The sequence below is a fragment of the uncultured Nostoc sp. genome (assembly GCF_937863485.1).
In the GTDB taxonomy this organism is placed as follows: domain Bacteria; phylum Cyanobacteriota; class Cyanobacteriia; order Cyanobacteriales; family Nostocaceae; genus Nostoc.
Genome location: NZ_CALMFY010000032.1, coordinates 1 through 25,482, shown reverse-complemented (window position 1 = coordinate 25,482; position 25,482 = coordinate 1). Strand labels below are relative to the sequence as shown.

The following is a 25,482-nucleotide window of genomic DNA, read 5'->3' as shown; positions in this document are numbered from 1 at the left end:
AAAGGGCGTCTGTGGGTATCTGGCCTGTGTTGGTGAATCTATAAAGTGTGTCCTCCTGTTGTCGTCCTTATCCTGTGGTCGGCGTGACAACTCTGGGCAGCGCTGTCTCACCGTACAGCCAACAAGTACGCTCTCGCGCTGAAAGCTTCTGATCACCAATCTAATCTAAAATCTCCAATTCCTCCGATCGCAATCTTTAGGTAGAAAACTTACTAACAGGAAAAGATTCTGATAAAGAAACTGAGGTGGGAACCTGGAGTACGATTCCTTCCCGTGCCATGATCGCCCCAGGAAATTCCGCAGATGCTTGTTTCCCTACATGATCTAAAAAGTCGTCATTGTGCGCGGGGTCGTGGTGGTAAATTGCCAGAGTTTTGACGTTAGCAGCTTGTGCCACTTTCACTGCTTCTTGCCAAGTAGAATGTCCCCAGCCAATTTTTGGGGTTTTTGGACTATGGTATTCTTCGTCTGTATAGGTGGAATCGTAAATCAGAATGTCAGCATTACGAGCTAGCCACAGCACATTGTCATCGAGTCGGTCGGGAAAATGTTCGGTATCGGTAATATAAGCAGCAGCACCACCATGCCAGTTGACGCGGTATCCTACGGCTTCACCTGGGTGGTTTAAAGGTGCTGTTTCTACAGTAACGTCATCGATGTGTATTGGTTGCCCCGGTCGAATGTCGTAGAAATTTAAATTGGCTTGCATAATCTGCAAGGGTACAGGAAAGTTAGGGTGCAACATCTGGTCATTGAGGCGCTGTTCTATGGTAGAGCCATCAGGAGCGATCGCGCCGTAGATATGAAAGTCATTCCCCTTTACAAATCCTGGGGTAAAGAAGGGAAAACCCTGCATGTGATCCCAGTGAGAGTGGGTAAAAAATATATGAGCTTCTAACGGCATTTGGCGCAACAAAGATTGCCCCAAAACATGTAGTCCCGTGCCAGCATCGAAAATTAAGCGTTTATCGCCCGCTTGCATTGATATGCAAGGGGTATTACCGCCGTAACGAACGGTGTGTGGCCCTGGACTGGGGATGCTGCCGCGAACGCCCCAAAATTGTACGGTAAACTGGTTCTCTATCCTAGACATGGGTGTTGCTTGCTGGACTGAGCGGGCGATAAATGAAAAAATTCCTACTTATTTTGTCTAAGTTTATGCTGTCTCACCGATTTTGGTAGAGGAAGGATTTCTTGGTAAAACAGCATACCCTGTTTCTGGCTAATTGTGTAAATGTGGATAAGATACTCTCAAGTAAAATTCTCAATTTATTGGGATGGATATGTATCAGTTATTTCAAGAGCGCCCCTACGTTATAGCCTACATTTTTCTGTGATGCATTTGAATAACCCCAGTTTTATCCTGATTAATCAAATGATTCACGAAAACTTGAATTCCAATTCAGACAATTTATCTAGTCCGGTTACGTAAGTAAGATTATATTGTAACGGGGTAATACTGATATAGTTTTTACGTACAACGTACACGTCTGTAGGTACATTTTGAGGCAGATTTAATCCGGTTGGAGGTTCTACTTCCTCAATTACCTCTCCGGTTAACCAGTAGTACGTTTTTCCACGAGGATCAACTCGTTTATCAAACACATCAATGTAACGCCGCACTCCTTGACGGGTAAGAGTAACTCCGGCAATTTCTTCCCACTTAACAGCAGGAATATTGACGTTGAGCAACATTAAATCTGGTAGCGGTTTTTGGGCTAACTGGTCTACGAGAATTTTGGCAAACTTAGCAGCAGGTTGAAAGTCTTTAGATGTATGACTAATAAGACTTAGGGCTACACTGGGAATACCTTCAATTAGACCTTCCATTGCCGCCGAAACAGTGCCGGAATACAAGATTTCAGTTCCCAAATTCGCACCTTGATTAATGCCAGAGAGAACCAAATCGGGGGGAGTATCTAGCAAAGCCCACAGCGCCAATTTGACGCAATCTGAAGGCGTACCATCGCAAGCCCAAGCTTTGACAGCGGGATGAAAAATCCCTTCAACAATTTCGGCGCGAATTGGTTGGTGTAAAGTTAACCCATGTCCAGTTGCCGATCGCTCTCGATCTGGGCAAACGACACTAACATCATGACCTGCCTCTGCCAAGTAGTTGGCTAGGGTACGGATACCCAAGGCAGAAATGCCGTCATCGTTGCTAATTAGTAATTTCATAGTCATTGGTCATTGGTCATTAGTTATTTGTTATTTGTTATTAGCCATTTGTCAATGTCGGAGGTCACAGCCAGCAAAAAACATCCATACTCATTAGTACACTGTGCCGTCAGTTTGCCTACCTTCAACAAGGGGATTTTGCCCCTTGTCTTAAATGCCAAGTCTTGTTAATTGAGATGTTAGCTGGATTTATGTCAAGCTGTACTAGCCCAATCGTCTCTAACTGATAAACAGAAGTTTGGTTTTGACCAGAAAGAAAAAGGTTTACCCTGAGCATAGCCGTAAAGCCTGCGACATAGCTACGCCCTAAGCGCCAGCCTCTCCTTGGCGCAGCCTCTCGTAGAGAAGAGTTGGGTACAAGCCCACTTCGGCGCTTCGAGCGTGCATCGCCTAAATTTATTTATGGGGTTCAAAATGTTTGACTTTTGATTTTTGACTTTTGACTTTTGACTTCCCCAAAGGGGCCCTTTAGCTGATGTTAATGGCATAGCTGGAAGTTTATTTATCGAGCAGTTCACAGCTTTTGACTATAGACTAATGACTAATGACCAATGACTAATAACTAATGACTAGCAATTTAGAAGCTCAACTTTTAGCACTGCGGCAAGAAGGAGAAAAAGCGATCGCAGCCGCTGATACCTTAGAACGTCTGGAAGAACTCAGAGTTAACTATCTGGGTAAGAAAGGGGAACTGGGGGCACTGTTGCGAAGTATGGGGCAGATGAGCGCAGAGGAACGACCGAAAATTGGAGCGATCGCCAATACAGTCAAAGAATCCCTGCAAACTAGTCTAGACCAGCAACGCGCCGCCTTGGAAGCCGCGCAAATTCAAGCTTTGCTAGAGGCGGAGACTCTGGATGTAACTATGCCGGGAATTTACAGCCCCCAAGGTCGCATTCATCCCCTCAATGGCATTATCGACCGGGCACTGGATATCTTTGTCGGTATGGGCTACACCGTGGCTCAAGGACCTGAGATGGAAACAGATTACTATAATTTTGAGGCTCTGAATACCCCGCCTGACCACCCCGCCCGTGATATGCAGGATACATTCTACCTACCAGATGGTAATTTATTACGGACTCATACCTCATCAGTGCAAATTCGTTACATGGAAAGAGAGGAACCACCGATTCGGGTTGTGGCTCCAGGGCGAGTTTATCGGCGAGATAATGTAGACGCGACTCACTCAGCGGTATTCCATCAAATAGAACTTTTAGCCATTGACGAGGGACTCACTTTTACAGACCTCAAAGGCACAATTAAGGTATTTTTACAAGCAATATTTGGCGAGTTACCAATTCGCTTCCGCGCTAGTTATTTCCCGTTTACCGAACCCTCGGCTGAGGTGGATTTGCAGTGGAATGGGCGCTGGCTAGAGGTGATGGGCTGCGGTATGGTCGATCCGAATGTACTTAAGTCTGTGGGTTATGACCCTGAAATTTATACTGGGTTTGCTGCCGGTTTTGGTGTAGAACGCTTTGCAATGGTGTTACATCAAATCGATGATATTCGTCGCTTATATGCTAGCGATTTGCGGTTTTTACAGCAATTTTAAGTAAGCGATCGCTTTAAATAATCAGGCGTTTACTAAATCTCTTGCAAAAGTCAATTAGATAAAAATATAACCACAGATAAATACCCATGAATTATCTGTGGTTTTAAATAATAGATCGGGATTGATGAATTTGGTAAACTATCAGTATCTAACTTCTCTTGACGTGATATGACTGCAATCACTGGCAAACGTCTAACGCTAGAGGAATATTTGAAGTATGACGATCGCACGGATAGCCACTATGAACTGGTGGCAGGTGAGTTAGTTGCAATGCCACCCGAAAGTCCAAAAAATGTCCAGATATCTTTGTTTTTACTGGTAAATTTCCTCAAGTTCGTCCCGTTCAATCGGTTGAGTAACAAAGCTGAAATTATCGTCTGTGGTTCTCGTGCGACAACTCGCATTCCTGACTTAGTTGTGCTGACAGATGAACTTGCAACAGCTTTAGAAGGTGCAACGCGATCTACAATCACCTTGGATATGCCACCTCCGGCATTAGTTGTCGAAGTTGTTTCTCCTGGCAAAGCTAACGAAGATCGGGACTATCGCTACAAACGTTCCGAGTATGCCGCAAGGGGAATTAGTGAATATTGGATTGTTGATCCACAAATAAATGCAGTTACCGTACTGATATTAGTTGACGGGTTTTATGAAGAAACCAGATTTATAGGGAATACTGCGATCGCTTCTACTATTTTCCCAGAATTACAGCTAACCACAGAGCAAGTTCTCAACGCTGAAGAAAGTAATACTTAAGCTTGTGAAATCAAATAATTATGAGGACTAACCCCACATTTACTTTTGCTAAAATCCCATTGAATTTGATGGTTTGTTTTTAGGTGCTGTATGGTAACTTACACCGTTGATCAAATCCTAAACTGTTTAGATAAAGCTCATGGAAATCTTGATTTTCCAGGTTTCAATAAAATCAACATTCACATGGTATCTGCTCGACTGACAGGCTTTCGCAGTGATACTCATTGGGTTATTGTATTCGAGCAACTCGAAAATTGGTATGGTCTTGCTGGCATCCAACCTGTATTAGCAATCTCTGCTTTCAGTAACCGTTCAGACTTAGAAAATGGACTGGTTGAGACTTTATTCCCAGTAGCAATTGAGAACGAGAACGACTCGAAGCATACAAATACTTTACATTTGATAATTCGTGGCGAAGCTTTGACCTTAGATCCCCAATTAATTGAACGACATCATCGCTGGAATTTTGGTTTCGATCTTCTGGTTCACCTACTACCTGAGTACCGCAGTAAAATGTTAGCTACTGAAAATGAGCTACAGTTAATTGCGTCAAATGATTTATTACAAGTCATTCAACTAGACAATTGGCATCATCCAGATGTTTTTGGATGGAATTATCAAGCTGATAGGCATTTTCAACCGAGTGATGCTAAGTCAATGCAAATGATTGCTAAAGTTCTTGTTACGGGCAATTCAAATTTCTACAACCCTTGTGAAGAGTCAAATGTTGATTGGCGAAAATGGATAAAATAGTTTCCATGAATCTATGCTTACTGAATTAAAAATATTAAGGTGGTCGGTGAATTACACTAACCACCATGCGTGAAACTTTATTTAACTATTCCTGAATGACCAGGGATATCTCCCAAAGGTTCAAACCTACCACTTAAGTATTTGGCGAGAAACTCCTCTGCGATCGCTTCTACCATCTTAAAAGAATTACAGCTAACCGCAGATCAAATACTCAACGCTAAAGAAAGCAATGCGGGTGATGCCATTTCTTAGCTTAAATTTAAAAGGTAGACAGACGAAGTAATTTTAGAGGTGCGATCGCACACGTCTCACATAGCATTAACTGGTAACATGAAAAATGGAGCTAAGGGAGTAAAACTTCACTAATCATTTAGGACTAATATAGAATAGCTAAATCTGCTTACTATCAAACAGATGTTATCTAAACTAAGAGTTCAGCACTATAAAAGCCTCTTTGATACCGAAATAGTTTTAGAACCATTAACCGTATTCATTGGGCCTAATGGTTCTGGAAAGTCGAACATTTGTGAAGCTCTTGCTGTAGTATCTGATTTTCTCCAAAGGATGATAGCCAATACAAGTATTAAAGAGATAATAGAATTTTTTACAGAGTCTTTAAAGACTGTAAACAAGAACCAGCCGAGCATTGAATCTAAATTCTGGCATGGAAAGCCAGATTATTTTTTGTTTGAGGTTAGTACCCTTACTACAAAAGAAAACATTCCTTATGAAAAATCTAAAAACTTTTTAGACCTATCAGTTCATCTTGATTATCCTCAGCGAAAAGTCAATATAAGAAATCTTGAAACTACTGGCAGTGTAACAGGTGACTCTACATATCATCTAAGACAATTTCTTGTTTCTAACCAATATTTAGATTCTCCACTTGCAAATGCCCTTAGAAAGGTTAGTATTTATGATTTTGCCCCAGTCGATCTCTCTAGTAAAGCCGTATCAACTGGCAGTATGGACAGGACTGGACAAGGAATTACCTATGCTCTAGTTGATATTTTGCACGCTAATCGTAAAGGTTTTGATGAATTAGAGGAGCGTTTGACACGGCTTGTTCCTAACATACAAAGAATTGTATTGCCCCGTGGAGAAAATCAAACCTTTTTACTGGAATTGATTGATAGATATTCAGAACACCATATTCCTGCTTATGACATATCAGATGGAACACTTAGAATCCTAGCTTTCCTAACTGCGCTGTATCAAGAGAACACTGCAAGTATCATTTGCTTTGAAGAAATAGAGAATGGAGTTCATCCTTGGCTGCTGCACAAAATGATAGACCTGTTGAAAATTATCTCAACAGAAGGAATTACTGGTAAGCCTGTTCAAGTTTTAATCACAACTCATTCTCCTGTACTACTAAATTATGTTGAACCCCATGAAGTACGTGCAGTTGAGCTAGATAACGAAGGTAGAACTCAAGTCCATAGTTTACCCATAGATTCTGTGCGTTTCCAGAAAGCGCTGGAAGCTTATGATGGAGAGTTAGGTGAGCTTTGGTTTACGAATACATTTGGAGGCAATCCGGTATGAATCGTCCGATTCGTATTGGGCTAATTGCTGAAGGGCAGACAGAACTGAGAGCAAGTATTCCGTATATTAAACCAGAAGACGGTGGAAAGGTTATTGAAAGAAATAATGAGGGGGCACTTCATATATTAATTAGACGAGAGCTTAAAACTGCTGGATTACCTGATTGTAATTTTGTACAGAGACATCCATTAATCAGTGAAAGTAAGTGTTTTAAACGAACAGTTGGACATTCAGTCTTAAATCCAAAATATTTAGCAAAGGTGGTTATCTCTTGGAAGCCAGAGGAGGTAGATATGATCCTCATTGTGGTTGATGCGGATGATAACCTATCTCAAAGGCAGCGGGATTTAGAACGTGCTTTAAATAAGATTCGTGACAATCACTTAGATGTCAATGAGCAACCAATCAATGATCGTAGTGCAGGAGGTTTAGCAATTAGAAATTTTGAAACCTGGTTGCTAGCTGACACTCAAACTATTTCAAAAATTTTAGGTGTAGAGCTTGAACAACTTAAAAATTTAGAGGCTTTAGATGGTACCAAGGATATTTTAGAGACAGCGATTACAGAATCAACTTATCTCTCGAAAGAAAGTAGCAATCAACGTCCGCTTCAAATTCGATGGGACTTAGCTTCTCAGATTGATTTAGGTATTATTAAAACTTGCTGTCCAAATGGATATGCTACTTTTACAAAACATTTAATTGCAGCCACAAAAGTTGTTACTGAACTTAATAGTTAGGTTGCATTCTGCTTTTGAATCTACGGTTACTTGATTAAAAATATTAAGGTGGTCGGTGAATGACACTAACCACCATGCGTGAAACTTTATTTAACTATTCCTGAATGACCGGGGATATCTGCCAAAGGTTCAAATCTACCACCATAAGTATTTGGCGAGAAACTCCTCTGCGATCGCAAAAAAGTGGAAGCGATTTTCTAATCTGGCAAAACCCTGTCCTTCATCTGTATAAAGTACATATTGCACTGGCAAACCAGCCTGCTGCTGACAATAATTATTGGTAAACTAGAGGCAACGCCAGTTCTGCTAAGTGATTTTACCCCAAATGAACGAATCAGAAGACTTTCGCCGGAATCTTCTCAGATGCTTGGGAGGTGAGTGGCCCGAGCCTTGTCCGCTCGATCCACGGCTGGAGGACTCTATAGTTCGTGAGGGATATCGAATTGACAAAGTAACATATCAGGTCGAACTTGGAGAGCGTGTGCCTGCATATGTTCTTGTACCGGATGGTGTGACTTCCAAATCACCTGCCCCAGCGATCGCACTCTGGCATCAGCATAATAATAATTGGGCGCTTGGCAAAAGCGAATCGGCTGGTCTTATAGGCGATCCGACACAATTCACAGGTGTTGCTCTGGCACATGAAGGATATGTTGTGCTTTGTCCAGACGCCCTGTGCTTTGAGGAACGACAGGACTCGATTCTTCGAGGAAGTGATTTTGAGCGCTTTGCTTTCTTGCGCTATCTCGTGAACGGGAAGTGCCTTGCATGGAAATACATACTTGATATGCATAGAGCTATCGATTATTTGTGTTCGCGACCGGATGTGAATGCTGATGCGATCGGTTGCTACGGTCATTCCCTTGGCTCGACTTTCACATGCCTGGTTGGCCCGTGGGAGACACGCCTCAAATGTTTGGTGGGAAATTGCACTTTGCCTATTTACTCAGCGATTCATAGGACTCGTTTGATTGTTGATTTCAGCATCTTTATTCCTGGTTTGAACCAATACGGAGATACACCAGATATTGCAGCCCTGATTGCTCCTCGTCCTCTACACCTCAATTTTGGCACCGAGGATAGACGCAGTCCGATGCTTGAGATCACGAAGGCTATGGAGACGATTGAGAAGGCTTATTATAAGTGTGAAGCCAAAGATAGCTTTACCTACTTTATTGAGGAGAACCAGGGGCACGTATTGTCTGAGCAGATGTGGGAGCGTGCGAAATCTAAGTTTCTCAAATATTTGCCGCCAAAAGGTGGTCAATGAATTACACTAACCACCATGCGTGAAACTTTATTTAACTATTCCTGAATGACCCGGGATATCTGCCAAAGGTTCAAATCTACCGCCTATGTATTTGGCGAGAAACTCTTCTGCGATCGCAAAAAAGTGCAAGCGATTTTCTGGTCTGGCAAAACCATGTCCTTCATCTGTGTAAAGTGCATATTGCACTGGCAAACCAGCCTCCTGCATTGCGTTGACAATTTGATCGCTTTCTGATTGTTTCACCCGTGGATCGTTTGCACCTTGACCGATGAGTAAAGGTTTTTGAATTCGGTTAACGAAGAATAAAGGCGATCGCAGTTATTAAAAGAATTTAGGTATTGTAGCAAGAACACCTAACGGCGAACAAGCAGCAAGGAAGTAATCTTCATAAATGAGTCTTTTACACTTGCTGACGAGTCTTTGATACTCGTGAATGAGTCTTTTATACTCGCTGGCGAGTCTTTTATACTCGTGAATGAGTCTTTTATACTCGCTGACGAGTCTTTGATACTCGTGAATGAGTCTTTGATACTCGCTGACGAGTCTTTTGTACTCGCTGACGAGTCTTTGATACTCGTGAATGAGTCTTCGATACTCGCTGACGAGTCTTCGATACTCGCTGACGAGTCTTTAATACTCGCTGACGAGTCTTTGATACTCGTGAATGAGTCTTTGATACTCGGCGACGAGTCTTTGATACTCATTTACGGCAATTGTCGCAATGTCCGCAACGCAAGTTAGTTGCTTCTTTATCAAAACCAAAGGCATTTAACAAAAACTGCCAACGACACTGCTTAGTTGTCAGATATTGATGCATTTGTTTAGCAGCGTATAATTGGGTTGGTGGCTGAGTTCCCGTTTTTTGCCCAATGGTGTAATGGAAAGGATCAAGCCAGTTTAGTTGACCATTGCTATGGAGTAAAGCTAAGGCGATCGCACCTTCGGGAAATTGTCGGGTTACTACATTCACTTCTCCCTGTTTTGGTAATTTTTTCACAAGTTGCTGCGCTATTTGTTGTTGTGATCGCATTTGTTCTTGAAAAAATTGCTGTCTTTGCTTATCCTCCGGATCTAACCACCCCGTAGGTTCACTCACTAATGTCAACGCTTCGGCCGGTTTCCCATCCCTTCCAGCCCGGCCAATTTCTTGCACATATTCAGACAGCAGATGTGGTGCGTGAAAATGGGCTACCCAACGAACATCTGATTTATTTATCCCCATACCAAACGCACAGGTACACACAACAAAGGGTATTTTGCCACCTAACCAACTTGCTTCTACCGCACGACGTTCTGTTGCACCCAATCCCGCATGATAACTAGCTGTGGCATAACCCATGTCTGCTAACCATTGGGCTAAATCCTCGCTATCTCTCCGAGTACGAACATAAACTAATCCAGATTGTTGCGGTCTATTTTGAATAAACTTTAATAATTGTTGTTTCCTACCTCGTGGTGTCCAAGCAATGCGAACGCTGGGATGCAAGTTAGGACGGTAGGGATTCAAACGGAAAATCTCTGGTTGCTGTAATTGTAAAACTGTTTGAATAATCTTTTGGGCTGAGGGGTCAGCAGTAGCGGTAAAAGCAGCAATGCTAATTTTTGTTCCCGGTGGTTTTGATTTTAGTAGTGCAGGACGCACTGCCCCTAATCTGCGATAAGCTGGGCGAAAAGTATCACCCCATTGCACTAAACAATGGGCTTCATCTAAAATTAAGCCATTAATTTGCAACTGCGGCTGACATAATCTTTCCCAGACTGGCGCACTTAACAAAGTTTCTGGCGATAAATAAAGTAATCTTAGCTGTTGATTTTCTAAAGCTTGCAGAGTTGCACGACGTTGAGATGAAGACAATTCACTATGTAAAAGCGCTGCTTTCTGGTGGCTTTGTCGTAGTTCTTGTACTTGATTTTCCATCAACGCCACCAAGGGCGAAACTACCAAGGTTAATCCTGTTTGTAGCAGTGCAGGAAGTTGAAAACAAATCGACTTACCTCCACCTGTAGGCATAATAATCAGCGCATCTTTTTGTGCTAATAAACTGCTGATAATTTCTCCCTGTGGTGGACGAAAATCTTCATAACCCCAAATTTTTTTAAAAGCTGCGCGAACTTCTTGCCAAGATTTTGTTGTCGGCTGATTCATAATCAATAGTAGATGCACCCATATACTTGAACACTGAATATAGCCTTTGTTATCTAGCTAAAGGTTCAGTAATTTCATCATCTTGGGTTGCAACGCACTGACTGCAAGAATGAATTATAATTAATTATTACGCATTAATATATTAAATAAAAGATTCAGGCAAATGAACGAAGAATTAAAACATAAATTTTACATCAACACCGATAAATCTAAATTAGATGTTCAAATGATTCATGATTTTTTACAAAGTTCCTATTGGGCTGAAAACATACCGTTAGCCACTGTGGAAAAGGCAATAAATAATTCTTTATGTTTTGGACTTTATGAAGATAATAAACAAGTTGGCTTTGCTAGAGTCATCACTGATTATGCGACTTCTGCATTGTTAAAAGATGTTTTTATTCTGGAGCCTTATCGAGGACAGGGTTTAGGAAAATGGTTTGTAGAATATATTTTGGAATATCCAGAATTACAAGACGTTCAAAGGTGGATGTTAGGCACAAAAGATGCTCATGGACTTTATCGCCGTTATGGTTTTAAAAATTTAACAGAGCCAGAAAAAATTATGATCCGTCTAAATACTAATGCTGATCAAGCATAAGCAATGTCTAAATTTGGCAAAGCCTATATAAATCAGTTTCATTCGATATAGCACTTCTCGTTTGTATGCAATGCACTTTGATTTCACTTCCATTCCTCTCTCCTAAAAGGAGAGAGGCTTTGAATCTTACTCCCCAACGCTACAAGGGTTGGAGCTGTTCTTGTTAGGTCTGTTGGACTCAACTGAGAAACGCTATAGCGCTCCCAGTTGTTTAGTAAAAGCGCTGATCAAGCGAACTATTTGACTACCAGAAAAACATTAGTGACTGTTTTGATTTTGGGAATGGAAGGGACAACCGCCTGCCGTTAATTTCTGAAGAAAGGCACTCCTATCAAAATAATGCTCTAAAGATTCAATCTTTAAATCTTCAGTGACGCGAGCAATACTAACTCCCACTACTTCTACTGTTTCTCCCGTAGGTGCATAGTCTTTATAGGAACCATTAAATGTTCCCCAATGTCGCCACATAAAAGTAACATTAGGCGGCCCCGAAAGCACTTCTGTTAATTCCCAAAGAAAGCCATTACGAAAAGTATTATGAAAAACTTGAACTGAAGATTCAAAGGTTTCTGATTTTGAGCTGTACTGCTCACTTTCACCCAGAAATAAGTTATAAGTACCTTGAACTGCAACATCTTCAGCAGTGTATTTTTCTTCGCCATTGCTACTCATCCTAAATTTATCAGTAACAATCGAAAGCCACTGTTGAGGATTAGATTTATTAGAAGCTTCCATCTCAAAAGTGCGGACTAAATTTTGGGCGATCGCTTCTAAAGAACCTTCTGGATGCTGAAATTTGCTTTCTTGATGAAGAAATTCATTGGTGTAAGAATAATCTGGGCGTTTTCCTTCTCGCCACTGTACTTCTTCATCATGAGCAATGACTATATCTCTATCTTGTACCCAGAGCGGCAATTCTGGAGTTTTTTCGCTACTCATACAAGCTGACTGACTATAAACATCATTTCTCAGAATAAAGTTTTATGGATATAAGGTAAATCAAAAAATCCAAAAAAGTAAAAAATATTCATAATCAACTCAATAGACTTGACTTTTTGCAAAAATCCGAATATTAGCAAAAAGAACCACAGATAAACATCTATGTTTATCTGTGGTTCGATTGTTTTTACACTTTCTGTGCAGTTACTTCCTGTTGCTTTTCTTGAGTTTGCAATGCAGAATACAGCCTGTTCAGCGCATTTACATAAGCTTGAGCAGATGCCACGATAATATCTGTGTTCGCTGCATGACCAGAAAACACTCTAGATTCATAACGTAAACGAATCGTCACTTCTCCAATGGCATCAATCCCAGCTGTTACTGACTGCACAGAAAACTCAATCAACTCGTTGGGCACATTCACCACCCGGTTGATGGCTTTGTAAACTGCATCCACTGGCCCAGTACCGATCGCAGCATCGGTTAATTCTTCACCTTCTGGGGTGCGGAGGGTGACTGTAGCGGTGGGTTTGGCATTGCTACCACAGGAAACTTGCACCAACTCTACCCGGAACAAATCAGGTGCTTGTTGGATTTCATCGTTAACGATCGCTTCTAAATCCCAATCAGAAATTTCTTTCTTTTTATCTGCTACCTCTTTGAATCTGACGAATGCTTTATTTAACTCAGTATCCGACAGTTCAAAGCCTAATTCTTTCAACCGAGTGCGGAAAGCATTTCTCCCTGAATGTTTGCCCAAAACTATTTGATTGTCTGTTAAGCCAATCAATTGGGCATCCATAATTTCATAAGTGAGTTTGTTTTTTAACACACCATCTTGGTGAATCCCAGACTCATGAGCAAAGGCATTCGCCCCGACGATCGCTTTATTTGGTTGTACTAACATTCCCGTCAAATTGGAAACTAAGCGTGAGGTTTTGTAAATTTGCTTAGTGTCGATATTTGTCAGGGATTCTTGAGATTCTTCTGGTCTTCCGAGATAGGGATTAAAATATTGTCGCCGCACATGCAGCGCCATCACCAATTCTTCTAGTGATGCATTTCCGGCGCGTTCACCAATCCCATTGATTGTACATTCTAGTTGCCGTGCGCCATTTTTGACGGCTTCTAAGAAGTTAGCAACTGCCAAGCCTAAATCATTATGACCGTGAACGGAAATAATCGCTTGGTCGATGTTGGGGACATTTTCGATAATCCCTTTAATTATTGCCCCAAATTCGCTAGGGGTTGTGTAACCCACAGTATCGGGAATATTAACTGTTGTTGCACCAGCTGCGATCGCTCGCTCTAACACTTGGTAAAGAAATTCTGGATCGGTACGAGCCGCATCCATTGGTGAAAATTCTATATCTGTCATGAAGGATTTGGCGTATGCTACCATTTCTTCGGCGATCGCTAGCACTTCTGCCCGTGACTTCCGCAACTGATACTCTAAATGAATATCAGAAGTCGAAATAAATGTGTGAATTCTGGCGTTAACTGCTGGTTTTAACGCTTCTGCGGCTGCTTCAATATCTCCTTTAATCGCTCTTGCCAAACTGCAAATTACTGGGCCATTTTCTGTCCCCACAATTTGGGAAATTTTCTTAACTGCTTCAAAATCTCCAGGACTAGCAAAGGCAAAGCCTGCCTCAATTATATCCACGCCCAGACGCGCTAATTGCTTGGCAATAACTAGCTTTTCGTCTATATTCAGAGTCGCTCCGGGACATTGCTCTCCATCTCGGAGTGTAGTATCAAAAATGATGATTCGATCAGTTTTGTTTGTCATATGCCGTTTGTTGTTTAGTTGTTACTTGTAGCTCAAAATATCTTCAACCTTAGTTTTTCTTTTACTCTTACCTTTGTAAATAATTGTTAAGGCTACTAACCTTCGGTTTTTTCTATTTGATCTCTGATATCATTTAAATCTATATATCTGTCAGTAGCATTGCGTAGCTCTCTAGCTATCATTCCTTCTGTTGATACTACCGTAATATGTGTATTTTTTGAACGTAATAATTCAATTGCTCTTTCAAAATCTCCATCGCCACTGAATAATACTACTCGGTCATACTGGTCTACTGTATTAAACATATCTACAACAATTTCAATATCTAAATTCGCTTTTTGCGAGTACCGACCAGAAGTATCATCATAGTATTCTTTAAGAATTTTAGTTCGGACTGTATATCCCAGACTAATTAGAGCATCTCTAAAACCTCGCTGATCTTGTGGGTCTTTTAAACCAGTGTACCAGAATGCATTAATTAAGGTTGTTTCTGATTGCTCATGTTTTAAGTATTCTAAGACTCGTCGCGGGTCAAAAAACCAGCCATTTTTTTGTTGAGCATAGAACATATTGTTTCCGTCTACAAAAATAGACAGACGATTCATTGGAGAACCCATACAAATTTACACCTAATAATATAAATGAATTTAGATGGAACAATAGATTATAGCAATTTTCAAATAGCAAGTTTGCTAATATCTATAAAGTAGCTCTTCATCTATAGGTTTTATCCTACCTCTTTCAAGGCATAAAAACAGATGCAACATTGGAGTCGAGATCCCGGGTGCTAAACCTTATTCACCTCCGGCACTGCAAGAGTCACCCTGTGATCAAAATCTACCAATAAAATTGAACCAGCAACAGCATTCATCGCTGTATAACATTAAAGTTTACTCCTAAAGAGGTATAGCATAGGCTTAGGGTAAGATATAAATTAATGCCTATCTATAAGTTTTGCTGTCAGTATCAGGACACGCTTTGTGGGAAGTACCAATATTGCGCTAAAGACAGAAGACGGACTTGGGACAGCTTCTGGTAAAACACCCAGTTAAGAGCGTAGTTGTTGGTTAGGTGAGGGTAAAATCTTGCCGCAACCAAGTGCAGAGGCGAAGTATATCCGGGTCTGATCTATGAGACAATTACTACTTGTAACTCACTCAACAGGAAAAGAATAACTTAAGCACTACCTGAGTAGGAATCTCTTGGGGGCTAGCTCTGCCAATAAAAGTTTGTTGATGAATAGAAGATACTTTACAAATGTATAAGATTGTCATTTAAGTCTTATTTCAATGTACTTGTACTAAAACGTGGTCTGAATAAATAAAAGTGTTGGACTTAAATCAATCAGTAACACGATATGGCAGAAGAACCTACATCTACCTTAACTAAAAACTATGTCTCTGCTGCCAATAAACTGTCAAGTAAACCGACAAAAGTAACCTCAACAGCATCGGCTCGCCAATCTAGGTGGATGGTTCGCTTAGGTCATCTCCTCGCTGGTGCTTGGGCAATCGGTGCAGCAGTGCTGAGTGCTTCTGGTGGGGACTTGGTTCAAGTGATGGAAAATAAGGCGCTTTCTGGCTTTTTTCAACTGCGTGGGTCGATTGTGCCTCCAGAAGACATCGTAATTTTAGCAATAGACGATCAGTCAATATCAGTTCCCGAACAGTACTATAAAACAAATCCGAAACAGTATGCCTACCTAGAAACACTGAAATCTTATCCTTATAAACGTGCTGCATATGCTCAGGTAATCACAAAGTTAATCAAAGCCGGTGTCCGCTCTGTAGCAGTAGATGTCCTTTTTGACACGCAAAGTAGTTATGGAGTTACTGACGATCGCCAACTCCAGGCAGTATTAGAAAAATATGGCAGCAAAGTTACCTTAGCAGCCGTCTACAAAAATTCCCAGACGCACCAAGGCTCTTTTATACAACTCATAGACCCACAACAGATGTTTCGTAAAGGGTCAGTGTCCATTGGCTCAGTTAATTTCCCCGTAGAGGTAGATGGTAAAGTTGATCGATTGGCGAGTGAGTTTTCTAAGTTACTAGCTGAAGATAATTTGCTCGAGAAGCTACCTTCTTTTGATGAAGCAGCGCTTAGGGCAGCACAAGTAAATTATCCTCAACCAAAGGGTGATCGCATTTATTTTTGGGGGCCTGCGGGTACATTTGAGCAAATACCCTTTTGGCATGTACTCGACCCAGAAAACTGGAACACCTATTTACAACAGGGAAAGGTCTTCAAAGACAAAATAGTGCTGATTGGTGCAACAGATAAGTTAAACAATGATTATTATCCAGTTGCTGCTAGCAACAGCACTCAACCTATGTCGGGCGTAGAAATTCACGCCAATGCGATCGCAACTTTGATGCAAGGTAAAGCGATCGCCCCAGGAATTAACAGTGCACCATTGCGAGGTTTGTTTGTGCTAATTCTAGTTGGCAGTACAGCCTTGATGATTAGCAGACGCAAACGTAGTATCAATAGATTTCTATATAGCCTTGCCCTTTCTGGCACTTGGGTAGGAATTAGTTATGGGTTATTTGTCTATAGTGAGTTAATTTTCCCTACTACTTTACCAATGATCGCGATCGCGATGACTGGACTTTCCTATCTGACAACCTCATTGGTCAGGGAAAGCATCAGAAAACGCCAATTATTAGATATATTTCAGAAGTATAAAACTTCCCCCGTTGTCCAAGAGATTATTAGCCAACAAGATGACTTACAAGACCTAATTCAGCAACGAGATTTAGCTTTATCAGGGAAAGTCCTGGCTCAACGCTACAAAATTGTCAAAGTTCTCGGTTCCGGTGGATTCAGCGAAACCTACATTGCCATAGATACCCAACGTCCTGGTAATCCACGATGTGTTGTCAAGCAACTAAAACCAGCCAGCACCAAACCAGAAGCCTTGCAATTTGCCAGACGTTTATTTAACTCAGAGGCGCAAACACTAGAAAAATTGGGAACGCACGGTCAAATCCCTCAACTTTTAGCGTATTTTGAAGAAGATGAAGAATTTTATTTAGTGCAAGAACAGATAATTGGTCATCCTTTAAATCAGGAACTCCCAACAGGTAGAGCAATTGAAGAAGTTGCAGTTATCAAAATTGTCAGGGACTTATTGCAAACATTAATATTTGTCCATAAAAACAACGTGATTCACCGGGATATTAAACCCAGCAATATCATCCGGCGACATTCAGACGGTAAACTAGTACTGATTGACTTTGGAGCTGTCAAAGAAGTCAGCACAAAACAGCTTGATCATCAAGAGCAAATCCCCTTCACCATTGGCATTGGTACTCAGGGTTACGCACCAAGTGAGCAATGTTTTGGGCGGCCACACTACAGTAGTGATATCTATGCAGTCGGCATGGTTGGAATTAAAGCCTTGACTGGTATAGCACCCCGTGAGCTAGATAGAGATGCTGATGGAGAGATAAAATGGAGCGATGCCTACGGCGGTAAACTACGCTCCCAGGTGAGCCACTCCCTAGCTCAGATTCTCAGTAAAATGGTGCTGGATGACTTTAAACAGCGATATCAGTCTGCATCAGAGGCTCTTAAGGATCTTGAAGCTCTTGAAGCTTTTAATGATGTTGTAAATTCCCAAAGCAGATACCTCATGCCACAGGATGACTCATTAATGAATACTTTAGACGATTTAGGCACTCCCACAAAATCTTGTTCAGAAGGACAAGAGACTGACAAATAAAAAAATATCCAATTGCTGTGGAAGCTGTTCTTGAGCAGGGGAAGCAGAATCTGATAGTTGTATTGGATACAAGGATTTGGATAATTTAATTTTTGGAGTTCCCCAAGAATAATTAGGCATAAGGGCGGGGAGCAGAGAAGAAGGATTTTCTCCCATACACCCCGTCCCCTTCTCTATTCGTGTCTTCTTCACTCAATCCTGCACGTGATTTTAATTTAAGGACAAGAATTCTTCTCCTGTCGTCGGATGAATGGCTATTGTTTCATCCAAATCTTCTTTGGTAATGCCCTTGCGAATTGCCACGCCAAGACTTTGAATGATATCTGCTGCGTGTTCACCCACCATATGAGCGCCCAAAACTTGCCCAGAATCACCATTTAAGACTATCTTCATAGTAGTTGGCTCATTCTGCTCGATTAACTGATACAACAGTGGTTGAAACTGGGTGCAGTAGCATTGTACAGATTCACCAAATTTTTCCCGTGCTTTCGCTTCTGTCATTCCTACACTAGCCGCTTCTGGACGGCAAAAAACAGCAGTGGGCACATAATCATAATTCAGTTTTTGCGGCTTGTTCCCAAAAACTGTATCGGCAAAGGCAATACCTTCTGCCTTAGCCACTGGAGACAATTGCAGGCGGCTGGTGCAGTCACCTACAGCAAAAATGTTTTCTTGGCTGGTGCGGCTGTATTCATCTACTTTAATTGCACCATCTTCACCAAGTTCAACATGGGCATTTTCCAAATCAAGATTCTTGGTATTTGGAGCGTAACCTGTGGCTACTAAGATGGTATCTGCTATAATTATTTCTCGGTTCTCACCAGTAATAGTCAACAACAAACCTTCTTCGGAGAATTTGATTTCTTGACTAGCGCTGTTGGTGAACAACTTAATTCCCCGTTTAATCAAACCTTGTTGTACCGCAGAGCGAATGTCATTATCAAACCCCGATAAAATCATCTCGTCTTTTTCAATTACCGTCACCTCGCAGCCAAAAGCGTGCATCATGCTGGAAAATTCGATGCCAATGTAGCCGCCGCCAATGACTGCTAAACGTTTCGGCAGATAAGGCAGCTGAAACATCTCGCGGGATGTGATGGCGTATTCTATACCTGGGATTTGGGGCTTGAGGGGTTGTCCTCCCACAGCAATTAAAATTTTGTCTGCTGTAACTTTGCGTCCATCGATATTGATAGTATGAGTATCGATGAAAGTGGCATATTCAGAAATTAGTTCAATTCCAGCTTTGTGCAATTGCTGAAAATAGGATTGGTTAATCTTGTCAATATGCTGGTGTACTGACTTAATAAATAATGTCCAGTCAAAGTATGTTTCACAGTCACTCCACCCATAACTCTGCGCTATTTGATTTTGCAGGGCGAAGTCAGCGGCGTAAACAATCAGTTTTTTGGGAATGCAACCGCGATTTACACAAGTTCCACCGATTGCTTCTTGTTCAGCAACAGCTACACGGACTCCGTAACTAGCTGCTTTTTTAGCTGCTGCCAATCCCCCAGGCCCAGCACCAATGACAAACAGGTCGTAATCAAATGTCATAAAAATCTGTTCCTTTTTCACTTTTTGGAAAGCAGAGCTATTTCATCCCTTATAGTTACTCAGACAAAACTTCATCTACTGTCTTTAGGTGGACAAATTGGGATGAAATCAGGCTGATATGTAGCAGATTGCCGCCTTAATAGCAATTACATCCAAAAGGAACAGCGATCGCTCGAATATTGCTAAGTTGTATTACATTATCTTGCCAAAAAAGTATCTTGTCTATCCTACAAAAGGTAAATGTTTGCGATGCCTAGTTTGGGCGGGTATGCGATCGCGCTTCTGGGCAGCAGCCAAGCTCTAGAAAAACTGGAGATGCGTGTTTGCAAATGATTACAGTGAATCAAAGAAAATTTGCATTTCCTGTGCATCCCGTGTCATTCCCAACTGCTCAAAACCATTAATAGCCTGAATTGATAATTGGCGGGCTTTCTCTGCACTTCCCCACTGATTCTCCCAACGGGCAAGAGAACGTTGATAACGAGCTAAACGCCGTTTATTATTAGTGCTTTCGGCAACTGTTAAGCCTTGAATTAATAGCTTGTGAGCTTCATCGCGATCGTCTTGTTCTATTGCAATATCAGCTAGCCAATTTTGAGCAGAATTAATCACCCGATACCAACTAATTTGTCCTGCACTTGTCATCACCTCTTGAAAGAGTTGTTTGGCTAAAACATATTCACCTTCTAAATAAAAAATTTCAGCCCGATGGTAAAGAACGGGAATAAAATAGCGGATGTGCTTTCGCTCCTCTAACTTCGCCTCGCTCACCAATTTTTCTTCTATCTTTAGCCAATGGCGTGCATCTTGATAATCTTTCTGTCTGATTTGCAGCCTAGCTATACTTTCGGCTAAGTCAGCTTGAACGCATGAATCTACATCGTCACGCAAAACCCACGCCCGCCGCAATATTTCCTCTGCTGCTGTCAGACTTTGGGGTGAACACTCCCGAATTAGTAGCCAGGTTTTGCGGATCATGAATTTCACCAAAGATGACCATTCACTACGTCGTTCTGATTGTTCTATGAGCCATTGCAACCAATCAAGGCGATCGTCCCAATAAGCATAGAGATTGGCGTAGTGGTTCAGGAGCAACCATAAATCCCTAACTTCTGCATAGTGGTCTTGGTTTTTACACCAATAAAGTACTGCCTGCAGATTTCCTTCCTCTTCCTTTAACCTGTCATCCTGTATCCATTTCTCCCAATCTTCTCCGCCATATCTGTAAGCAAAATCTAGATACCATCTCACCCAGCGCCTCCGTGCTTCCCTCTCAAAATCTGGGTAAGCGGCTAATTGTGTTAAGGCATACTCACGAGTCAGAGAAAGCATCTCGTATCGCCTAGTCTCTGGGTTGAGATTCACTAACGAGAGTTGCTGCAAACGTACCAAGCCATTACTGACAGAATCAGGAGCAGATGTCAGTCCAGCAACTTCAGCCACAGCCGCTTGGATAAGAGAGTCCGGAAAAATCGCCAGTGACATCAGTAACTTGTGGGGTGGTTGTCCCTTAATTTTTTGTACTGATTTCTCAAAGCAAAAACCAGCTACATCACCTGTAGCAGAGGCCAACTGCTCCAATACCCAGTTCAACGAGTAGCCACTAGATACTTGACCGAGCGCGTAGACAATAGCAAGGGGGATTCCTTCAGTGCAGTTGTACAGCAACCTAGAGTCCTCATCGTTGATAGTTATACCTTTTTCTTCAAGTTGTTGCTGAATCAACTGCAAACCATCATTCAGGGGCAAGTTTCGCAAACTGATTGGTAGCAGGGCAATTCCTTCGCGGGTAGTAATTACTACTTTCACGCAAATGGGCAAATTGTATAGGAATTCTATAACCTCATGCCTGTCCTCTATGTCTATAGTCTCCATGTTGTCAACAATCAGAAGCGTTCGTTGTTTACAAAGACATTGCCGTACACGGTCAAATTGTTCATTAGGAGGAGATTGAATAATAGTAGAGTCACTTAAGGCATTGGCAATCACCCGAAAAATCTCCCGCAAGTTACGCTGTCTTTGCTGCCGTTGCAAAATCATATCGGGAATCAGTTCCTGTTGTTTGGCTGAAGTGAAAATAATCGCATCAAATTTGGGTGCGTTAGAAGAGTTTTCGTTACTGGCTTTTAAGCACAGGTAAGCAGCTGCTAAGACCAGCGCGGTTTTACCCACACCACCAATACCATGCACCGTGATTATGTGAGCGCCATGATCCGGTGAAAGGCGTTGTAGTAGTCTATTCATATCCGCTTCCCGACCAATAAATTCTGTGTAGGTTGGCGATGGCAGATTATGGGGGATAGATGGGCTATTGGTATTAGATGCAGCAACACTTCTGCGATACCCATATCTCTCTAGAATGCAAATAAGGTTGGTTGATCTGACGCTGTTGTCTGGTTCTCCTGTCAAAGTTTCAATATCTCGATAGATATTGCTCAATCCCACTCTCACAACAGTGTTATTCATGTACAAGTCCTGACTGATCTTCGTCAAGCTATATCCACACAGCAACCCAAGTAACAGGTCTTTCTTGGTATTTTGTCTGTATCGCTTTTGAATTTTAGACTCCAAGTCAGTCAGTAAACGATCTATATCCCAGTCGTGTGAAACCTTTTGATACCAGTTTTCCGACAGATTCCCACCATCTGACTGGTCTGACATAAATATCACCTATTTGTCTTTCATTAAATGTTTTATAAGGAACATTTTAACGGTAAAATTTTGACATATTCTATCGACAACTATTAAATCCACAAGTATTAACAATTTTGTAACTTTTGAGTTGCTGTTAATAGTGAATGTTAGTAGATATATAAATCGTTTTTAGTCTTTAATAGCTAGGAGTTGCTCCAGATAAATCAACTTCTAAAAAACTATGAAAAATACAACACTCAACTTCTTAAACATCTTGTTTGGACTAAAACCGTCTCGGCGTTATTTCCCAGAAGAAAAACAAGTCTGTGTATTCAATAAACGTCCTATATTATACCGAGGCTTTTCGCCAAACTCTGCACAGGAATCAATAATTGAACTCCAAGAGCAACTTCAAACTCAGGGTTTTCTCTCAACTAGTAGTGGTAAATTTGACTTAGAAACAGAAGAAGCTGTAATCAAATTTCAGGAAGCCAATAATCTTCAGGTAGATGGAATAGTTGGGCCACTGAGTTGGGCTTGCCTTTTCTACCCCAGGCTTTACCGTAATCAAAAAAGCATGTCTCCAAAATTACAGGATGCAGTTAAGGAACTGCAAACTATTCTCAATGAAGAAGGATTTTTCAAAAAAGAACCCGACGGATATTTTAGTCGTGAAACTGAAAGAGGCGTTAAACGCTTTCAAAGAAGTTATGGACTGAAAGATGATGGTATTGTTGGGGCTGCAACTTGGGCTGTACTTTTGGGAATGCGACAAAAAATAGACAACAACAGCTTTCTCCAATTAGTTTATTTTTTACCACCCAAATCTTTGTTTTTATGCGAACAGTTGTTAATGGTTTCTTTCATTATCTTAGGTATTTATTCTAGCCCCATAGGACCCATAGGAAAAGATACTCCTAAATGGTATATAGTCTTACCAACTGCTTATGCACTCACCTGTGTAGTGCCTTTTCTTTTGGAGTGTTTACCTTTGAAGCCATCGAAGCAGACTAGCTTACCGCTTTTAAAATACGCTCCCTATGTATTAACTGGTATCTTTTGGAAACCAATTATCAATTTCATGGGGGGATTATTTAATTAACCATTTGGTAGTTGAATAGATGATCAGTGATCGCTATGTTATTCTGTATCAAAAAAACTTGCGATGTCTACGACGGGCTGCGCCTACGCACATTGAAGACACCCTATTTCTACCCATCGCTGAAATAGAAAAACGACCATTCAAAAATTAAATCGCCTTCTTCTTTGCGTGAGGTAAAAATCAAAAACAAAGGCGGGTGCGGGGTTTGAACCCGCTAATCCCCACAATGGTGGAGACATAACCGATAACCCTAAATTCTTCGGCCCCGAAAGGCAAGTTGCGAACAGGGATAACCCGCCATGAAGCATGAAAGATAAAGTGTTCATCCTTTACCCTTCAGCAATATCTACAACTCATCTGTAGCCAGCATCTGGATGATCCGAGGCGTACCCGGATCAAACCCTGCCAAATCCCAAGACAGCGAATCTTCAGGATCTACCAAAGTAATCTGATAAGGTGTCAACGTGACATACACTGCCTTGACGTTGGGATTTACCTTTTTCCGGTATTCCTTCAGCGCTTGACTTGGATGCTTATTTCCCGCCCAGCTTTCCGAGTCAGTCCAGAAGCAGACAACATCTGCCTTGAACTTATTCTTAATCATCCAGTCGTAAGCCACAGATGCATCAGTTCCACCGAAGTTTTGGTTGCTAGCTTTGCGAACCGCAGAACTAAAACTATCTTTGGCGGTGATACCTAATTCACGGAATTCGGTAGCAAAGCCGCGAATAATGTAGTTTTTCTCTGCTTTTGCTGTTACTAGTGCCATTGTAGTTGCAATTTCACAACAACTCAGCCCCATATCTGCAACCAAGCTACCCATAGAACCAGAAACATCCACAGCGTGCATGAACACTTTACCTGTGGGTTGCACAACATCAAAAGATAGTTCAACCGCCTTTTCTAAAATGTCCACAATCCGAGGAACTGGGTTCCAAGTTTTCTTACTGCGTCCTAATGTTCCACCAGATTGATAAGTTTTGAGTGCTTTCAAAACATCAATCGGATGGATGCGACCTTTACGCAGATGTTCTCTACGATTAAGAACTGCTTCCACTTGCAGCAAATTGGCGCTTTCATCAGCTCGCAACACACCCAGTTCAGTTAAAGAACCCAAGTTACGCAGCATTGCACCTATTGGCATTTCCTGAAATAGCAGCTGCCAAGCAAGCTTGTCCATTTTGCCCACAGGTGCAGCCATTTCGTGGGTTAAGCGTCCTTGGGAAATAGCTTCATGGGTTTGGGTAGGATTTCGCTTCAGCCACTCATACCACCAAATCTGCGCCAACGCCTCTGAGGGAATGTCTGCTGGCAATTCTTCCCAGCCTCTAACTACCCACTCAAATAGTTGACGGTGATTTTCTGTAGGCGGTTTCACATGGAACAACCGCAATGCATCTCGGTGGGAGAAGCCTTGACGCTGTTGATATTTCAACAGTTGATAAGCTAAACCCTTGACATCTTCCCGTGAGAGCCAAGTTTTACCAGCTTCCCGCACCACCTTGCCAAATCCCCGCAGAGATTTGGTGTAGTTCAACCATTCGTAGAAGTGGCTACCAGTGCGGACAACTTGCGGAAATATTTCACCAAAAGCCTGTTTTGCTTCTGGTGCTTCGCCCATCGACAGCAGCACCAAAGCTAAGATAGGCGCACTGTTATTGATGGCGCGTCCATCGCTAGCATACAAAATTTCTTCTGCTGCACGGCTGGGATTTTCGGCAACAGCTTGTCTGACAACTGTCACAAAATCCTCAGTTAATTCCTGCTTTCCGGCATAGTAAGTGCTTTTTGCTGTGCCAACCAACAGACAACGGCGTAGCATCTTCCAAATGCCAGCATCAAACATCCAGCCGCCGGAACGTCCCTGAACCATTTCCGCTTCTCGTCCGGGGATAGGCTGATTTTGGGGTGTAGTAGTCTTCTTGTTAGTGAAAAAATTGTAATTCATGGTTTCATCTCCCGGCCCTTGCGGGCAAAAATGAAAGGTGGCAGAGCAGGATTTGAACCTGCGACATCCGGCTTAAGAGGCGATAACCCTAATTCGTCGGCCTTCTCAGGCAAGGTGTGAACAAGGATGTTTTTCGGCGCTCTACCAACTGAGCTACCTGCCACATGAAAGTTTTGGATTTTGGATTTTGGATTTTGGATTTTGGATTTTGGATTTTGGATTTTGGATTTTGG

Annotated in this window: 19 protein-coding genes and 1 tRNA gene; 9 read left to right on the top strand and 11 right to left on the bottom strand. The window is 41.8% G+C overall.

Annotated features, from left to right (window positions below; translation table 11 throughout):
• Positions 1–196: 196 nt before the first annotated feature.
• Entirely contained in the window at positions 197–1,093 is an 897-nt protein-coding gene (locus Q0541_RS04535; RefSeq protein WP_298906145.1) for an MBL fold metallo-hydrolase, read from the bottom strand.
• 287 nt (positions 1,094–1,380) lie between these two features.
• Complete coding sequence (gene surE, locus Q0541_RS04530; protein ID WP_298906143.1) at positions 1,381–2,178, bottom strand: 5'/3'-nucleotidase SurE; 798 nt, start codon at positions 2,176–2,178, stop codon at positions 1,381–1,383.
• A gap of 565 nt (positions 2,179–2,743) precedes the next feature.
• Between surE and pheS the strand changes: the two genes are divergently transcribed.
• The 6 genes from pheS (at position 2,744) to Q0541_RS04500 (ending at position 8,803) form a co-directional block, all read left to right on the top strand.
• Positions 2,744–3,736 carry a phenylalanine--tRNA ligase subunit alpha gene (pheS, locus tag Q0541_RS04525; protein ID WP_298906140.1) on the top strand — a complete coding sequence of 331 codons (993 nt, stop codon included), beginning with the start codon at positions 2,744–2,746 and terminating at the stop codon, positions 3,734–3,736.
• 168 nt (positions 3,737–3,904) lie between these two features.
• Positions 3,905–4,492, top strand: coding sequence for a Uma2 family endonuclease (locus Q0541_RS04520; protein ID WP_298906137.1), 588 nt, complete (start codon positions 3,905–3,907; stop codon positions 4,490–4,492).
• Between the two features lie 90 nt (positions 4,493–4,582).
• Positions 4,583–5,245, top strand: a complete 663-nt coding sequence (locus Q0541_RS04515; RefSeq protein WP_298906135.1) for a hypothetical protein — start codon at positions 4,583–4,585, stop codon at positions 5,243–5,245.
• A 414-nt stretch (positions 5,246–5,659) separates the two neighbouring features.
• A complete protein-coding gene (locus tag Q0541_RS04510) occupies positions 5,660–6,793 on the top strand; it encodes an AAA family ATPase (RefSeq protein ID WP_298906133.1) in 1,134 nt (377 codons plus the stop codon).
• Positions 6,790–7,533: a hypothetical protein gene (locus tag Q0541_RS04505; protein WP_298906130.1), complete on the top strand. Its 744-nt coding sequence runs from the start codon at positions 6,790–6,792 to the stop codon at positions 7,531–7,533. The genes Q0541_RS04510 and Q0541_RS04505 overlap by 4 nt, the downstream gene beginning before the upstream one ends.
• 325 nt (positions 7,534–7,858) lie before the next feature.
• Positions 7,859–8,803, top strand: coding sequence for an alpha/beta hydrolase family protein (locus tag Q0541_RS04500; RefSeq protein WP_298906127.1), 945 nt, complete (start codon positions 7,859–7,861; stop codon positions 8,801–8,803).
• Positions 8,804–8,830: 27 nt separating this feature from the next.
• Here the strand turns inward: Q0541_RS04500 and Q0541_RS04495 are convergent, their stop codons facing one another.
• Positions 8,831–9,121 (bottom strand): prolyl oligopeptidase family serine peptidase, encoded by a 291-nt coding sequence (locus Q0541_RS04495; protein WP_298906269.1) that lies wholly within the window; start codon positions 9,119–9,121, stop codon positions 8,831–8,833.
• A gap of 382 nt (positions 9,122–9,503) precedes the next feature.
• Complete coding sequence (locus Q0541_RS04490) at positions 9,504–10,949, bottom strand: ATP-dependent DNA helicase RecQ (RefSeq protein ID WP_298906125.1); 1,446 nt, start codon at positions 10,947–10,949, stop codon at positions 9,504–9,506.
• A 163-nt stretch (positions 10,950–11,112) separates the two neighbouring features.
• Here Q0541_RS04490 and Q0541_RS04485 point away from each other — a divergent pair, with 163 nt between their 5' ends.
• Positions 11,113–11,550, top strand: a complete 438-nt coding sequence (locus Q0541_RS04485) for a GNAT family N-acetyltransferase (protein ID WP_298906122.1) — start codon at positions 11,113–11,115, stop codon at positions 11,548–11,550.
• Between the two features lie 258 nt (positions 11,551–11,808).
• On the opposite strand, the gene Q0541_RS04480 is transcribed toward Q0541_RS04485, so the two are convergent.
• From Q0541_RS04480 to Q0541_RS04470, 3 genes are all read right to left on the bottom strand, one after another.
• Positions 11,809–12,489, bottom strand: a complete 681-nt coding sequence (locus Q0541_RS04480) for a SnoaL-like polyketide cyclase (RefSeq protein ID WP_298906119.1) — start codon at positions 12,487–12,489, stop codon at positions 11,809–11,811.
• A 187-nt stretch (positions 12,490–12,676) separates the two neighbouring features.
• Positions 12,677–14,281: a 2-isopropylmalate synthase gene (locus tag Q0541_RS04475; protein WP_298906116.1), complete on the bottom strand. Its 1,605-nt coding sequence runs from the start codon at positions 14,279–14,281 to the stop codon at positions 12,677–12,679.
• Positions 14,282–14,376: 95 nt separating this feature from the next.
• Entirely contained in the window at positions 14,377–14,898 is a 522-nt protein-coding gene (locus Q0541_RS04470) for an NYN domain-containing protein (RefSeq protein WP_273766051.1), read from the bottom strand.
• A 740-nt stretch (positions 14,899–15,638) separates the two neighbouring features.
• On the opposite strand from Q0541_RS04470, the gene Q0541_RS04465 reads away from it, so the two are divergent.
• Positions 15,639–18,008, top strand: coding sequence for a CHASE2 domain-containing protein (locus tag Q0541_RS04465; protein ID WP_298906105.1), 2,370 nt, complete (start codon positions 15,639–15,641; stop codon positions 18,006–18,008).
• A 210-nt stretch (positions 18,009–18,218) separates the two neighbouring features.
• Here Q0541_RS04465 and gorA read toward each other — a convergent pair whose 3' ends face one another.
• Together gorA and Q0541_RS04455 are read right to left on the bottom strand one after the other, a co-directional pair.
• Positions 18,219–19,565, bottom strand: a complete 1,347-nt coding sequence (gene gorA, locus Q0541_RS04460) for a glutathione-disulfide reductase (protein ID WP_298906102.1) — start codon at positions 19,563–19,565, stop codon at positions 18,219–18,221.
• 333 nt (positions 19,566–19,898) lie between these two features.
• Positions 19,899–22,226, bottom strand: coding sequence for a tetratricopeptide repeat protein (locus Q0541_RS04455; RefSeq protein ID WP_298906099.1), 2,328 nt, complete (start codon positions 22,224–22,226; stop codon positions 19,899–19,901).
• 214 nt (positions 22,227–22,440) lie between these two features.
• Here Q0541_RS04455 and Q0541_RS04450 point away from each other — a divergent pair, with 214 nt between their 5' ends.
• Positions 22,441–23,301, top strand: coding sequence for a peptidoglycan-binding protein (locus Q0541_RS04450; RefSeq protein ID WP_298906096.1), 861 nt, complete (start codon positions 22,441–22,443; stop codon positions 23,299–23,301).
• 346 nt (positions 23,302–23,647) lie between these two features.
• Here Q0541_RS04450 and Q0541_RS04445 read toward each other — a convergent pair whose 3' ends face one another.
• A complete protein-coding gene (locus tag Q0541_RS04445; RefSeq protein ID WP_298906093.1) occupies positions 23,648–25,249 on the bottom strand; it encodes a TROVE domain-containing protein in 1,602 nt (533 codons plus the stop codon).
• Positions 25,250–25,286: 37 nt separating this feature from the next.
• Positions 25,287–25,412 (bottom strand) — tRNA-OTHER (locus tag Q0541_RS04440).
• Positions 25,413–25,482 lie beyond the last annotated feature (70 nt).

Bases quoted from the DNA above. Each gene is read 5' to 3' on its own strand.
- Q0541_RS04535 (WP_298906145.1), bottom strand. From the start codon at position 1,093: ATGTCTAGGATAGAGAACCAGTTTACCGTACAATTTTGGGGCGTTCGC.
- surE (WP_298906143.1), bottom strand. From the start codon at position 2,178: ATGAAATTACTAATTAGCAACGATGACGGCATTTCTGCCTTGGGTATC.
- pheS (WP_298906140.1), top strand. From the start codon at position 2,744: ATGACTAGCAATTTAGAAGCTCAACTTTTAGCACTGCGGCAAGAAGGA.
- Q0541_RS04520 (WP_298906137.1), top strand. From the start codon at position 3,905: ATGACTGCAATCACTGGCAAACGTCTAACGCTAGAGGAATATTTGAAG.
- Q0541_RS04515 (WP_298906135.1), top strand. From the start codon at position 4,583: ATGGTAACTTACACCGTTGATCAAATCCTAAACTGTTTAGATAAAGCT.
- Q0541_RS04510 (WP_298906133.1), top strand. From the start codon at position 5,660: ATGTTATCTAAACTAAGAGTTCAGCACTATAAAAGCCTCTTTGATACC.
- Q0541_RS04505 (WP_298906130.1), top strand. From the start codon at position 6,790: ATGAATCGTCCGATTCGTATTGGGCTAATTGCTGAAGGGCAGACAGAA.
- Q0541_RS04500 (WP_298906127.1), top strand. From the start codon at position 7,859: ATGAACGAATCAGAAGACTTTCGCCGGAATCTTCTCAGATGCTTGGGA.
- Q0541_RS04490 (WP_298906125.1), bottom strand. From the start codon at position 10,949: ATGAATCAGCCGACAACAAAATCTTGGCAAGAAGTTCGCGCAGCTTTT.
- Q0541_RS04485 (WP_298906122.1), top strand. From the start codon at position 11,113: ATGAACGAAGAATTAAAACATAAATTTTACATCAACACCGATAAATCT.
- Q0541_RS04480 (WP_298906119.1), bottom strand. From the start codon at position 12,489: ATGAGTAGCGAAAAAACTCCAGAATTGCCGCTCTGGGTACAAGATAGA.
- Q0541_RS04475 (WP_298906116.1), bottom strand. From the start codon at position 14,281: ATGACAAACAAAACTGATCGAATCATCATTTTTGATACTACACTCCGA.
- Q0541_RS04470 (WP_273766051.1), bottom strand. From the start codon at position 14,898: ATGGGTTCTCCAATGAATCGTCTGTCTATTTTTGTAGACGGAAACAAT.
- Q0541_RS04465 (WP_298906105.1), top strand. From the start codon at position 15,639: ATGGCAGAAGAACCTACATCTACCTTAACTAAAAACTATGTCTCTGCT.
- gorA (WP_298906102.1), bottom strand. From the start codon at position 19,565: ATGACATTTGATTACGACCTGTTTGTCATTGGTGCTGGGCCTGGGGGA.
- Q0541_RS04455 (WP_298906099.1), bottom strand. From the start codon at position 22,226: ATGTCAGACCAGTCAGATGGTGGGAATCTGTCGGAAAACTGGTATCAA.
- Q0541_RS04450 (WP_298906096.1), top strand. From the start codon at position 22,441: ATGAAAAATACAACACTCAACTTCTTAAACATCTTGTTTGGACTAAAA.
- Q0541_RS04445 (WP_298906093.1), bottom strand. From the start codon at position 25,249: ATGAATTACAATTTTTTCACTAACAAGAAGACTACTACACCCCAAAAT.